The sequence below is a fragment of the Marinobacter sp. genome (assembly GCF_048259445.1).
In the GTDB taxonomy this organism is placed as follows: domain Bacteria; phylum Pseudomonadota; class Gammaproteobacteria; order Pseudomonadales; family Oleiphilaceae; genus Marinobacter.
This window is the reverse complement of sequence record NZ_JBLXHQ010000004.1, coordinates 144569-157364: the sequence shown is the minus strand read 5'-3', so window position 1 is coordinate 157364 and position 12796 is coordinate 144569. Positions and strand designations below refer to the sequence as shown.

Below are 12796 nucleotides of genomic sequence, written 5' to 3'. Positions count from 1 at the left end.
GCCTGCCGGAATTGCCCTCAGTCAGGTTTTGAAGGAATGCGGGTAGGCCGCAGGCTGTCTTTGATTTTTTTGAGATGCGCAAGAAAGTCCGTACCGCGCTTGAGCGTTACGCCGGTGGCGAGAATATCAATAACGGTCAGATGGATAATTCTGGACGACATTGGCATGTAAACCTCTATGTCTTCTGGTGCGGTAATCTCCAAAGCAACCGTACAGACGTCTGCTAGCGGTGAGTCCGGTGTTGTGATGCCAATAACGGTTGCGCCGTTGTCCCGGGCAATTCGGGCGATGTCGATGGTTTCTTTGGTACGTCCGGTATAGGAAATCATTACTATGACGTCCCCGACACTCGCACCAGCAGCTACCATGCGTTGCATGAGGGCGTCATCATAGGACATGACCGGAATGTTAAAACGGAAAAACTTGTGTTGTGCATCAAGCGCAACTGAGGCTGAGCCGCCCATGCCAAAAAAATTGATCTGTCTGGCCTGGATCAGATAGTCAATGGCGGTTGCCAGTGCTCGAGGGTCTAACGCCTGACGGGCTTTATCAAGGTTGGCGATGGTGCTCATCATGATCTTGTCAGCAAACTCTGCAACCGTATCATCCGGTTCGATGTTCTGGCCGATATAGGGTATGCCCGTCGCGATACTCTGTGCGAGCCGGATCTTGAAATCCGGAAAACCCGTGGCCGAAAACCCTCGGCAAAACCGATTCACGGTTGGTTCGCTGACGTTTGAAGCTCTGGCCAGAGCCGCAATACTGTAACGTGTGGCTGCACTGGGATCCCGCAAAATAGCCTCTGCTACCTTACGTTCCGACTTGTTAAGCGTGTCCAGCCGGGACTGGATGTCTTCCAGTAGATTCTCTTCACGATGCGCCTGGTTTACAGCCATCAAAGCTACTCCCTCAATCTTTGGTGGGATGGTTGTTCAATAGGACCGCATTATACCGGGATTTCAATACGTTTTGGGTAGTAAACGTATCAATAACCCGAGAATGCCCTTGGATTAATCCGGGGCCAATGTCATTATTTAGATAAAATTACTACATTTACGTGTGAGCACAGGTTTGTATTCTATGGCCTGATTTACTGGAGAGGCATGCCCGATGGTCAACAGTATTTCTAACCGCTGCGACATTATGTTGTTCGGGGCTCTGGGCGATCTCGCTCAGCGTAAGCTGTTTCCCGCGTTTTACCAGCTTGAGAGAGCGGGTTTGCTTGCGGATGGCAGCAGGATACTTGCACTTGCCCGCAGGGAACTCGATACCGCTTCGGTTCGCAAACAGTTGCTGGAACGGCTGGAACAGCACGTTAAGCCCGAGGAGTTTGATCGCTCAATAGCCGAGGCATTTTTGCAGAGGGTGGAGTATCAGGTTCTGGATTTCCACGACGAGAACGCTTACCGGGTGCTCAATGATTGGCGTGCAGAGGGAAGCAACGAGAGAAATAATGACAGAAGCAATGAGTTGATTGTTTATATGGCCAGCCCTCCCGCCATGTACGGCGTTATTGCACGCAACCTCCGTGCCGCCAGTTGCTGCACGGCAAAGACGCGGGTTGTTGTCGAGAAGCCCATTGGTCACGACCTTGAATCCTCTCGCGTAATCAATGACGAACTTGGTGAAGTGTATAAAGAAAGTCAGCTCTTCCGGATCGATCATTATCTGGGGAAGGAAACCGTCCAGAACCTGATTGCCTTGCGTTTTGCCAATAACCTGTTCGCATCCCAGTGGGATCAGAACCATATTTCTCACGTAGAAGTAACCGTTGCTGAAAGCGTGGGCATTGAGGGTAGGTGGGGCTATTTTGATAAGGCCGGGCAGATCCGCGACATGATCCAGAATCACATGCTTCAGTTGTTATGCCTGATTGCCATGGATCCTCCCTCTGACTTGTCTGCCGACAGTATCCGCGATGAAAAGGTTAAGGTGCTCAAAGCATTGCGCACGATAACTCCGGATATGATGGAAACATATGTCGTTCGTGGCCAGTATACGGCGGGCACCAGCGTTGGAAAGCCGGTTCCGGGATACTTGGAAGAAGAGGGGGCCATCAAGAGGAGCGAGACAGAAACTTTTGTGGCACTGAAAGTGGAAATTGATAACTGGCGCTGGTCTGGTGTGCCCTTTTATATCCGCACGGGCAAGCGTCTGCCCGAAAAGCTGTCTCAGATTATTATCCACTTCAAGCCAGCCCCGCATTATATTTTTGATCCCGATCAGAAACACCTGGCGAACAACAAGCTGATTATCCGGTTGCAGCCGGATGAAGGCATGTCACTTAAAATACTCACCAAAGATCAGGGCTTGCACAAAGGGATGCGTCTGCGTCAGGGGCCTCTTGAGCTGACTTTCTCTGAAGCCTTTGAGGTGGAGCGGATCCCCGATGCTTATGAGCGCCTTTTGTGGGAAATAATGAAAGGTAATCAGTACCTGTTTGTGCGCCGCGACGAGGTGGAGTATGCCTGGCGCTGGGTCGATCAGATTATCCAGAACTGGAGTGACGGCGGTGAACCACCGAAGCGATACGCCGCGGGGACCTGGGGGCCGGTAGCCTCGATAGCCATGATCACCCGTGACGGAAGGAGCTGGTATGAAGACGCCTGAGATTGCGCTTCCCTGTGGCATCGAGGCGCGCTTTTACGAAACCGCTGAGCAGACTGCTATTGAGCTTGCCAACGCGGTTGCCGGCTTTATTGAGGGCAGGCTTTTGAGTGCCCGACGCGCGAGTATTGCAGTTTCCGGTGGCTCTACGCCCTTACCATTTTTTGAGGCTTTGTCCCGCAAGAATCTGGACTGGGGCAGAGTGGATGTTGTACTGGCAGATGAGCGCTGGGTAGATGAAACCGGCACGGCCAGTAATACCAGGCTGGTAAAACAACATCTGCTCAGGAATAACGCAGCGGCAGCGACCTATTACTCCCTTAAACAAAAAGGAGATAGCCCTGGTGAAGGGCTGGATGCTGTCAAAACCGAGCTTGAAAGCCTGACGCGCCCGCTGGACGTGTTGATCCTGGGAATGGGGAACGATGGCCACACTGCGTCCCTCTTCCCGGATGCCCCGGAGATTGCTCATGCTATGGACGCTGAAAACCGGGAAGCTGTTGCTTCCATGTCTCCGCCGTCGCAGGAAGAGCAACGTATCACGCTGACGTACGCCTTTATGTGTGAGGCCCGCTTTACCGCACTGCACCTCAGGGGTGGTGACAAGCTGGACACGCTGAAACTGGCTCTGGGTCGGCCGGATGATCTTCTCACTATGCCGGTTCGCGGCTTTCTGAAACCCGGCTTACAGGTCTTCTGGAGCCCCTGAACGCTTTGGAGAAAATATGAGCCTATTATCCGGCTTTCACCGCGATCGTATCAGGTCTGTTTTGAAGGCGTCGCCGTTGATGCCTGTTATCACTGTAAACCATCCGGACGAGGCGGTCCCGCTTTGCCAGGCGCTCTTCGATGGCGGGATCTGCGTGATGGAAATAACGTTGCGCACGGAAAATGGGCTTAAAGCGATCGAGAGTGTGCGCGAAGCTTTACCGGACGTCTGGGTCGGCGCTGGCACGGTGACCAGCCTTGCCCAATATCGCCAGGCAGAAACGGCCGGGGCCCAGTTCATTGTCACTCCAGGCGTTACTGAAGCGCTCCTCGACTTCGCTTTAACCTCCGAGGCCCCGCTTTTGCCGGGCGTTTCAACAGCTTCTGAGTTGATGCTGGGCTACGGCCTGGGTTATCGCGAGTTCAAGTTTTTTCCTGCAGAAGTGGCTGGAGGGATCCCCGCTCTGAAAGCTTTCAGTGGACCATTCCCGGATGTCATTTTCTGTCCGACCGGCGGGATCCGACGCGACACGGCCAAAGGCTATCTGGCCTTGAGCAATGTGGAGACGGTCGGCGGCAGCTGGCTGATGCCAGCTGATGCTGTTGCGAAGAAAGACTGGGCGAGGATCACCGGAATTGCCCGTGGCAGTCTATCCGATATCAACTGATATCGGAGCCAACCCGCACAATCTTCATGGTGTTGGTTCCGCCCTGGGCGTTTACATAATCACCCTTGGTGATAACCACAAGATCGCCCTTGCTCACCACTTTCCGGTTAACCAGCTCTGATATGGCCAGCGCATTGGTTCTTTCGTTCGGAATCTTTGCTGAATCGAATGGAACCGTCTGGACGCCGCGATACATCGCAACCCGGTGTTGCGTGGAGTGGTGCCGGGAGTACGCAAAGATCGGCAAGCTGGACTTGATACGGGACATCAGCCGGGGCGTCGCGCCTGTTTCTGTCATGCAAATGATAGCCGTGACACCATTCAGGTGATTTGCGGCATACATGGCTGACAGAGCAATTGCTTCATCGACATGCTCCATGCTTTCGTGAATCCGGTGATTAGACTGGTGCATCGTTGGATGCTTTTCTGCGCCTATACATATGCGCACCATCGCTTCTACAGCTTCTACCGGGTAATCACCCACTGCCGTTTCTGCTGACAACATAACCGCATCGGTGTAGTCCATAACCGCGTTTGCCACATCAGATACTTCAGCGCGGGTTGGCATAGGGCTGGTGATCATGGACTCCATCATCTGGGTTGCTGTAATGACAGCGCGATCCAGTACCCGGGCACGGGCGATGATGTGCTTCTGAACACCCACAAGCTCTGCATCGCCGATCTCGACGGCGAGGTCGCCGCGGGCCACCATCACTACGTCGGAAGCCTCGATAACCGCGTCCAGTGCTGCCACGTCATGGGCAAGTTCCGCGCGCTCGATTTTTGCAACCAGGCCTGCATCTGAACCCGCTTCTTTAAGGAGCCGGCGAGCCGTATGCATATCCTCGGCCGTGCGGACAAAAGACACTGCAACATAGTCGGCTCCAAGGCGCGCAGCTGTAACAATATCCTGCTTGTCTTTATCGGTCAGGGCGTCGGCAGACAGCCCCCCGCCACGCTTGTTCAGGCCCTTGTTATTGGAGAGAGGGCCGCCAATCAGAACCAAAGATGTGATGCTGTGATCAGCAACAGATTGCACCTCCATTTCGATACGACCATCATCCAGCACAAGAACGTCGCCAGGTTTTACGTCATCAATCAGCTGTTCATAGTCGATACCCACACGTTCTTCCGTGCCGGCTTCTTTATCCATCGCGGCGTCGAGAACAAAGGTTTGTCCTGCTTTCAGAATGACCTTGTTTTCAGCGAAGCGGGCGATGCGGAGTTTCGGGCCTTGCAGATCTGCCAGCAAAGCAACGAAGCGGCCCTGAGCGGCAGCTGCTTCCCGAACCCTTTGTGCGCGCTTGATGTGTTCGTCTGCACTGCCGTGGGAAAAGTTGAGCCGGGTAACATCCACCCCGGCGCGGATTATGGCGGCCAGCGATTCGGGAGAATCCGTGGCGGGACCGAGGGTGGCGACAATCTTGGTACGCCTGAGCATATTTCGTGTCCTTTGGTTGTTCGGTTTAATCTCGTGCAGCCCTGTGATTAGCTACGAGTAGTTTCGGGTAAGCCGGATCTATTCACTGGCTGTCATCAGCGCGAGTGCATTATCCAGCATCCGGTTCGAGAATCCCCACTCATTATCGTACCAGCACATTACTTTTACATGACGGCCTATCACGCGAGTGTGATTAGCATCGAAAATGCTTGAGAGCGCGTTATGATTGAAGTCTACGCTCACCAGTTTTTCCACGCTGTAGCCCAGTACCGGATTTGATTCCGCAGCAGCTTTTACTGCTGCATTAACCTCTTCAACGGATGTCTCCCGGCAGGCAATAAAGCCGAAGTCGACCAATGACACATTGATCGTCGGGACGCGAACAGCCAGCCCGTCGAGCTTTCCGTCAAGCTCGGGAATAATCTTGCCGATGGCTGCTGCAGCACCGGTTTTGGTTGGAATCATTGACTGGGTTGCGGAACGGGCACGGTAAAGATCAGAGTGATATACATCACTTAAATTCTGATCATTGGTGTAGGAATGTATCGTGGTCATCAGACCGCTTTCTATGCCGATGGCTTTATGCAGCGCTTCAGCGACCGGAGCAAGACAGTTTGTGGTGCAGGATGCATTGGAAATAATATGGTGTTCTGACGTGAGAGCGTTGTGGTTAACGCCGTAAACAACCATGGTATCAGCATCCGGACTGGGCGCCGAGATAATGACTTTTCGGGCTCCGGCTCTGAGGTGAGCTTCGGCTTTGGCGCGTTTGGTAAATAGCCCTGTGCATTCAAAGACAACGTCGATATTCAGAGCTTTCCAGGGCAAATCTTCCGGGTTGCGAAGAGCCGTGATGGCAATCCGGTCGCCGTTTACGCTGAGAGATTCGGCATCGTGGCTGACATCTGCATTAAAGCGCCCGTGAACGCTGTCATACTTGAGGAGGTGGGCATTGGTTTCCGCGTCTCCCAGGTCATTAATGGCGACCACCTGCAGTTGCTCGCGGTAGTTGTTTTCATAAAGTGCGCGGAGTGTGTTGCGGCCAATCCGCCCAAAACCATTGATCGCGATACGAATTGTCATATTCTGATTCCTGATCTGGATAATTTTTGTTCGAATTCTGGTTGTAATGTAGTAAACATAACAAATTAATGAGCGAATTTGAATATTCAAGCGATCATAAACGAAAAAAGAAGGTAAAATTACGAATTATTAGATGCAATTGAACTTTCGGCAGGTACTGGAGCCCCACTATGCATCCGACTATCCACGCAGTTACCCAGCGAATTATCGATCGCAGTCGCTCGACCCGGCAGGATTATCTCGGCCGCATGAATGAGCTTAAAGCCCACTCGCCGCACAGGAGTTCGCTCTCCTGTGGAAATCTCGCCCATGGCTTTGCCGCCTGTAATCAGGATGACAAAGACACCCTCAAGCTGATGAACAAAGCCAATGTGGCCATAGTGTCGGCATACAATGACATGCTCTCGGCGCATCAACCCTATGCGGCCTTTCCAGACGTCATCCGCGAGGCTGCTCATGGCATGGGTTCCGTGGCGCAGTTTGCCGGGGGCACACCCGCCATGTGCGATGGAGTGACCCAGGGTCAGCCAGGGATGGAGCTCAGCCTGTTTTCACGTGACACCATTGCCATGAGCACGGCAGTTGCCCTGAGCCACAACATGTTTGATGCCACGTTGCTATTGGGGATCTGCGACAAGATCGTTCCGGGCCTGCTGATCGGCGCGCTCAGTTTCGGTTATCTGCCCACTATTCTGGTTCCCGCCGGCCCTATGCCATCGGGGTTGCCTAATAAGGAAAAGCAGCGCATCCGGCAGTTGTATGCAGAAGGAAAGATTGGCAAAGACGAATTGCTGGAAGCCGAGATCAAGTCTTATCACAGTCCTGGTACCTGTACCTTCTATGGCACGGCCAACAGTAACCAGTTGCTGGTGGAAGTTATGGGGCTGCATCTGCCGGGTGCAGCGTTTGTGAATCCGAACACGCCGTTGCGGGATAAGCTGACCCGCGCGGCAACGGAACAGGTTATCCGGTTGTCGAGACCCCAGGGCGGAGAGCTTGGCCTGGGCGATATGATTGACGAGAAGAGCATCGTTAATGCACTGGTGGCGCTTCTGGTTACCGGGGGATCCACTAACCACACACTGCACTGGGTTGCGATAGCCCGTGCGGCTGGCATTATTATTGACTGGAACGACTATGCTGAACTCTCATCTGTCGTGCCATCAATGACCCGCATTTACCCGAATGGTGAGGAAGATGTAAATGCGTTCCACGATGCCGGTGGAACGCCATACCTTATTCGTGAACTGCTGCAGAGCGGTTATCTGCACGACGATGTGGAGACGGTTGCCGGGCACGGGCTTGAGCGCTATACGCAGGCTCCGGCGCTCGACGGTGACAAGCTGGTCTGGCATCCCGCGCCTTTAAAGAGCCTGCGCCCGGAAGTCCTGAGCAGCGCAACCGAGCCTTTTGCACCTGACGGGGGGCTGAGGGTGCTGGATGGCAATCTTGGCAGGGGTGTTATCAAGGTTTCTTCGGTCGCCCCGGAACACTACAGGATTGAAGCTCCCGCAGTGGTTTTCAACGACCAGAACGAACTGAAGGCCGCCTTTGATGCGGGTGAACTGAACAAAGACTGTGTGGTTATTGTCCGTTTTCAGGGACCAAGATCCAACGGCATGCCTGAACTGCACAAGCTGACGCCGTATCTTGGCGTACTGCAGGATCGGGGGTTCAGGGTTGGTCTGGTTACGGATGGCCGGATGTCCGGTGCCTCTGGCAAGGTTCCGGCGGCTATTCACGTGTATCCTGAAGCTCTGGATGGTGGTCCCCTAGCAAGAGTTCAGGATGGTGATCTGATATGGCTGGATGCCGATAGCGGCGCCTTGTCGATTGTTGTGGATGAGGCAGAGTTTGCGAAGCGTGAGCCGGCCAGGCCGGATTTGTCGGAGTATCACAAGGGTTATGGCAGAGAGTTGTTTGGCTGGATGCGGCGAGCGACAGGTACGCCTGAAGAAGGCGCCAGCTTTTTCTGGAATCACGAGGCATGACAAAAGTCGTTTACTCTCTGGTCGGTGATATCGGCGGAACCAATGCCCGTTTTGCGCTGGTGGAGCAGGGCAGTGTTGAACTGCGGGCAATCGAGACGCTGGCTTGTGATGATTACGCCAGTCTGGATGATGCGCTGACGTATTATCTGGAAAAGTCCGGTGTCGACGGAGTCAGTGAGGCTTGCCTTGCGGTTGCTTCGCCGGTTCGCGGTGCCAGTGTGCAGATGACGAATAATCACTGGCGCTTTGATATCGACGAGATTCGCAGGCACTTTGGTTGGCAGACGTTCAAGGTTATCAACGATTTCACGGCCATGGCGCTGGGTGTGCTGCATGTTCCGGAAGAGAGTCTGGTGCATGTCTGCGGAGGCCCGGGTGACAGCCGCCGCCCCAGGTTGGTCATGGGCCCTGGTACAGGCCTTGGTGTATCCGCTCTGGTGCCGGTAAGAAGTGGCTGGACGGCGCTGACAACAGAGGGCGGGCATGTTGACTTTGCGCCCAGGGACGATACCGAGACAGCCATCCTCCGGGTGCTCCAGGCGAGGTTTGGGCGGGTGTCGGTGGAACGGATTCTGTGTGGTCAGGGGTTACTGAACCTTTATCAGGCCCATGCCGGGATTCGGGGCGTTGCGGCGCCACTGGACGCGCCTGAGAAAATAACCGCCGCTGCGCTGGAACAGAACGATCCTCTTGCGCGACACACCCTGCAACACTTCTGCGAATTGCTTGGCAGGACAGCGGGCGATGCCGTCCTGACATTGGGGAGTTCCGGTGGGGTCTATTTATGCGGTGGTATCTTGCCGCGTATTATTGATTTTTTTCTTGCAAGTCGATTCCAGCAGGGCTTTGAAGACAAGGGGCGCATGCGCCCCATACTGGAGTTTACGCCGGTTTACGTGGTAACTGAGCCCTACGCCGGGTTGTTGGGTGCCGCTGAAGCTCTGGGTAACCCCGAACTATAAGGCTGGGTCCCGGTGCGTTCACGGTTGAGAGCACGTTCAGGTATCAGCAATCACAGATAGTGGATCAGGGTTTCCTGGTCAAACCTGTACTGGCGGTTATACACGCCGTTTTCCGCTCGCCGGCCGGCTGCCAGAACCATGGTTACAAGCCCTTTGCGGGGCAGCTTCAAGAGCTTTCTTACCCGGCACTCGTCAAACCCTTCCATTGGGCAGGAGTCGAAACCGTGGGCGCGTAACGCCAGCATCAGGTTTTCTGCGGCCAGTGCCGTGGATTTTGTGGCCCAGACTTTCATTTCATTTACCGAATAGGGTCCTCGGGGAACCGGACGGGACAAGCCAACCACGAGTCCTGCCGTTTTCTTTGCGACGCCCAGAAGCCCCATAGGGCCCTGGTTATAATGAATGGGTGCGATCTTCTTGTAATACTTCTCAACAATAGAGGGCAGCTTTTCCTCTTTTGGCCAGTCTTCCAGCGCAAGGCGGGCATGTTTCCGCCAGGTGTCCGGGCGTGCAACAATCGCGATCAATACGGGAGCGGTAGTGGCCGCGTTCTGGCCCAGGCACGCCTCGGCGAGCTTACCTCTTAGTTCTGGTGTTCTGACCACGAAAAATTCCCAGGGCTGCAGGTTGCTGGAATTCGGGGCCAGTGTGGCCAGTTCCAGGCAGTCCTCAAGCACCGCGTCCGGAATGGGCTCGTCCGTGAAACGCCTGACTGATCGCCGGCTCCGAACGACCTTTCGGAATTCTTCAACATCAATCTCCGGCAGAGGAAGAGGGCCTGCTTTTGCGTTCATGATTATTCCTGGATATGCCTTGGTGGGTAATCAATGCGGCCAGTCTGGTGGCTTGCCGCATTGTGATCAGAGCTATAAGGTTACGGGAAAACTCTTCTTATGCAATCGCCCTGGTGACGTTTATCCCATGACCGATATTCTTGCTCAGCTGCCTTTTGATGAACTGGTTAGCCAGGTTCGTGCCTGCACGATTTGCGCAGAGAGTCTGCCCTATGGCCCACGACCGATTGTGCAGTTGTCACCGTCATCGCGAATTCTGGTGGTGGGGCAGGCCCCGGGAAGGCGGGTACATGAAACCGGGCTTCCGTTTAACGACCCCAGTGGTGACCGCCTCCGGCAGTGGATGGGCATAACGCGGGAGACATTTTATGATGAGCGCAAGCTGGCTATCCTTCCTATGGGGTTCTGTTACCCCGGCACTGGAAAGTCCGGTGACTTGCCGCCCCGGCCCGAATGTGCCCCGGCATGGCGGAATGCTTTGCTGGAGCGCTTATCCAATATCGGACTGACTCTGGCTATAGGCCAATATGCGCATGCGTGGCACCTTCCCGATGGCGAGAAATCCGTTACTGAGAACGTCAGAAACTGGCGCCAGTATTGGCCCAACCTGCTGCCGATGCCTCACCCCAGCCCGCGTAATAATCTTTGGCTACGTCGGAATCCCTGGTTTGAGACGGAGGTGATACCGGAGCTTCGGGACCGGGTTGCCTTCCTTCTCGAATCGCCTTAACCCCCGGCTGTATCCCAGCTTCTGATCAGATCTTCATAACGGATCGTTTCGCCTTCGGGCTTTTCGTTAGCGAGCTTTGGCTTGGGAGCGCCGGGCTGCGCCAGCCACCACTGCGCACCTTTAACTTCACTGTCCGGCGCAATGATCGGGCCACAGTTTGTGGTCAGGTAATTTCTCTGAACGACCGCCAGAGCGCGATCCTGGGCGGTAGCCAGATTGTCCAGTGCAGCCTTTGCGCTGATTTTGCCATCAACTGCATCTGCGATGTTCGGCCACCAGAGTTTTGCAAGTCGGGGGTAGTCCGGGATATTAAGGCCGGTTGGTGACCATTGCCGGCGCGCGGGGCTTCGATAAAACTCCACAAGACCACCCAGGGCGGGTGCCTGCTCTTGCATCTGTGGGGATTCCAGGTCGGATAATCTGATAGGTGTAAGGCCGTGAAGGGTTTTTTCCAGAGAGACGGTCTTTGCAACAGTAAATTGCGCATAGAGCCACGCTGCTTTCTGCTCTTGTTCACCCATAACGCGGGGGATGGTCCAGGCCCCTACATCCTGATAGCCCAGTTTCATACCGGTTTGCCAGTAAGAACCATGGGGTGACGGAGCCATGCGCCATTTCGGTGTCCCATCTTCATTGACCACGGGCAGGCCAGGTTTCGTCATGTCAGAAGTGAATGCGGTGTACCAGAAAATCTGCTGGGCAATGTGTCCACGTGCCGGTACTGGCCCCGCTTCGGTAAAGGTCATGTCGGCCGCCTCAGGCGGGGCAAACCGGTTCAACCAGTCAATGTATTTGTTCAGCGCGTAGACCGAAGCCGGGCTGTTTGTCGCGCCGCCCCTGCTCATGGAAGAACCAACGGGATGGCAGCCTTCCATGCGAACCCCCCATTCGTCCACCGGCAGGCCGTTGGGAGAACCTGTGTCGCCCGCACCTGCCATAGAGAACCAGGCATCTGTGAATCGCCATCCGAGAGAAGGGTCGCGTTTTCCATAATCCATGTGTCCGTAGACTCGCTCTCCATCGATTTCCTTCACATGGACTGAGAAGAATTCGGCAATATCTTCGTAGGCAGACCAGTTCACCGGCACCCCAAGCTCATAGCCGTAACGCTCGCGGAACTGTGACCTTAGTTCTGGCCTCTGAAACCAGTCGTAACGGAACCAATAGAGGTTAGCGAACTGCTGATCGGGTAGTTGATAGAGTTTTCCGTCAGATCCGGTTACAAAGTCCAGTCCAATAAAGTCTTCAAGGGCGAGACTGGGCAGGGTAAACGCTTTTCCCGCCCCCTCCATATAGTCACTAAGTGCCAGAGCCCAGCCGCTACGAGAGTGCGTGCCGATCATGTCCGAGTCATTTACAAACGCATCATAACGACCCTTGGCGGCCATAATTCGCTGCAAGTTGACTTCGCGGATAACGTCACCTTCGGGCTTCAGGTCGTGGGTAACCGGAACGCCAGTCAGGCGCGAGAAGGCAGGCGCAAGAATTTCCGACTCGTAGGAATGGGTGGCTAATTCTTCGGACAGCACAGAGATGGATGTTCCCGCCAGAGGAGCGGCCGCGTTTGCAAACCATGCGAGCTCCTCTGCCTGCTCGCTGGCGGTGAGCGTCGAAGATGGAAAGTGCTCATTGATCAAAGCCTTTATAAGCGTTTGCTTTTCAGCCGAAAGGGCATCGAAAAAAGGACCGGAAACCGCGAGTGGCGAATAGCAAAAAGCGCAGAAAAGGCTGACCAAAAACGCTGGTGATTTCATGATGATCTCTTGTTTTTGTTTGTTTGCGTATACATTTCGAGCTTAGGCATACGTCATA

Annotated in this window: 11 protein-coding genes; 6 read left to right on the top strand and 5 right to left on the bottom strand. The window is 54.5% G+C overall.

Annotated features, from left to right (window positions below; translation table 11 throughout):
• Positions 1-17: 17 nt before the first annotated feature.
• Positions 18-896, bottom strand: a complete 879-nt coding sequence (hexR, locus tag ACN0RL_RS04720) for a transcriptional regulator HexR (protein ID WP_417514222.1) — start codon at positions 894-896, stop codon at positions 18-20.
• Between the two features lie 214 nt (positions 897-1110).
• On the opposite strand from hexR, the gene zwf reads away from it, so the two are divergent.
• The 3 genes from zwf to ACN0RL_RS04705 are packed head-to-tail and all read left to right on the top strand — an operon-like array spanning position 1111 to position 3983.
• A complete protein-coding gene (gene zwf, locus ACN0RL_RS04715; protein ID WP_417514220.1) occupies positions 1111-2610 on the top strand; it encodes a glucose-6-phosphate dehydrogenase in 1500 nt (499 codons plus the stop codon).
• Positions 2597-3316 carry a 6-phosphogluconolactonase gene (pgl, locus tag ACN0RL_RS04710; protein ID WP_417514218.1) on the top strand — a complete coding sequence of 240 codons (720 nt, stop codon included), beginning with the start codon at positions 2597-2599 and terminating at the stop codon, positions 3314-3316. Before zwf ends, pgl begins: the two co-directional genes overlap by 14 nt.
• Before the next feature lie 16 nt (positions 3317-3332).
• Complete coding sequence (locus ACN0RL_RS04705) at positions 3333-3983, top strand: bifunctional 4-hydroxy-2-oxoglutarate aldolase/2-dehydro-3-deoxy-phosphogluconate aldolase (RefSeq protein WP_417514216.1); 651 nt, start codon at positions 3333-3335, stop codon at positions 3981-3983.
• On the opposite strand, the gene pyk is transcribed toward ACN0RL_RS04705, so the two are convergent.
• Together pyk and gap are read right to left on the bottom strand one after the other, a co-directional pair.
• Positions 3976-5424, bottom strand: coding sequence for a pyruvate kinase (pyk, locus tag ACN0RL_RS04700; protein WP_417514214.1), 1449 nt, complete (start codon positions 5422-5424; stop codon positions 3976-3978). The two genes, ACN0RL_RS04705 and pyk, sit on opposite strands and share 8 nt — an antisense overlap.
• Positions 5425-5502: 78 nt before the next feature.
• Positions 5503-6507 (bottom strand): type I glyceraldehyde-3-phosphate dehydrogenase, encoded by a 1005-nt coding sequence (gene gap / locus ACN0RL_RS04695; protein ID WP_417514212.1) that lies wholly within the window; start codon positions 6505-6507, stop codon positions 5503-5505.
• A 170-nt stretch (positions 6508-6677) separates the two neighbouring features.
• On the opposite strand from gap, the gene edd reads away from it, so the two are divergent.
• The gene (gene edd, locus ACN0RL_RS04690; RefSeq protein ID WP_417514210.1) at positions 6678-8498 is read left to right on the top strand and encodes a phosphogluconate dehydratase; all 1821 of its coding nucleotides are present in this window, start codon (positions 6678-6680) and stop codon (positions 8496-8498) included.
• Positions 8495-9460, top strand: a complete 966-nt coding sequence (locus ACN0RL_RS04685) for a glucokinase (protein ID WP_417514208.1) — start codon at positions 8495-8497, stop codon at positions 9458-9460. The genes edd and ACN0RL_RS04685 overlap by 4 nt, the downstream gene beginning before the upstream one ends.
• 50 nt (positions 9461-9510) lie before the next feature.
• Here ACN0RL_RS04685 and ACN0RL_RS04680 read toward each other — a convergent pair whose 3' ends face one another.
• Positions 9511-10254 carry a nitroreductase family protein gene (locus ACN0RL_RS04680; RefSeq protein ID WP_417514206.1) on the bottom strand — a complete coding sequence of 248 codons (744 nt, stop codon included), beginning with the start codon at positions 10252-10254 and terminating at the stop codon, positions 9511-9513.
• Between the two features lie 127 nt (positions 10255-10381).
• On the opposite strand from ACN0RL_RS04680, the gene ACN0RL_RS04675 reads away from it, so the two are divergent.
• Positions 10382-10984, top strand: a complete 603-nt coding sequence (locus ACN0RL_RS04675; protein ID WP_417514204.1) for a uracil-DNA glycosylase family protein — start codon at positions 10382-10384, stop codon at positions 10982-10984.
• On the opposite strand, the gene ACN0RL_RS04670 is transcribed toward ACN0RL_RS04675, so the two are convergent.
• On the bottom strand, positions 10981-12738 hold the full coding sequence (locus ACN0RL_RS04670) for an ABC transporter substrate-binding protein (protein ID WP_417514202.1): 1758 nt from the start codon (positions 12736-12738) through the stop codon (positions 10981-10983). The genes ACN0RL_RS04675 and ACN0RL_RS04670 overlap by 4 nt on opposite strands.
• Positions 12739-12796 lie beyond the last annotated feature (58 nt).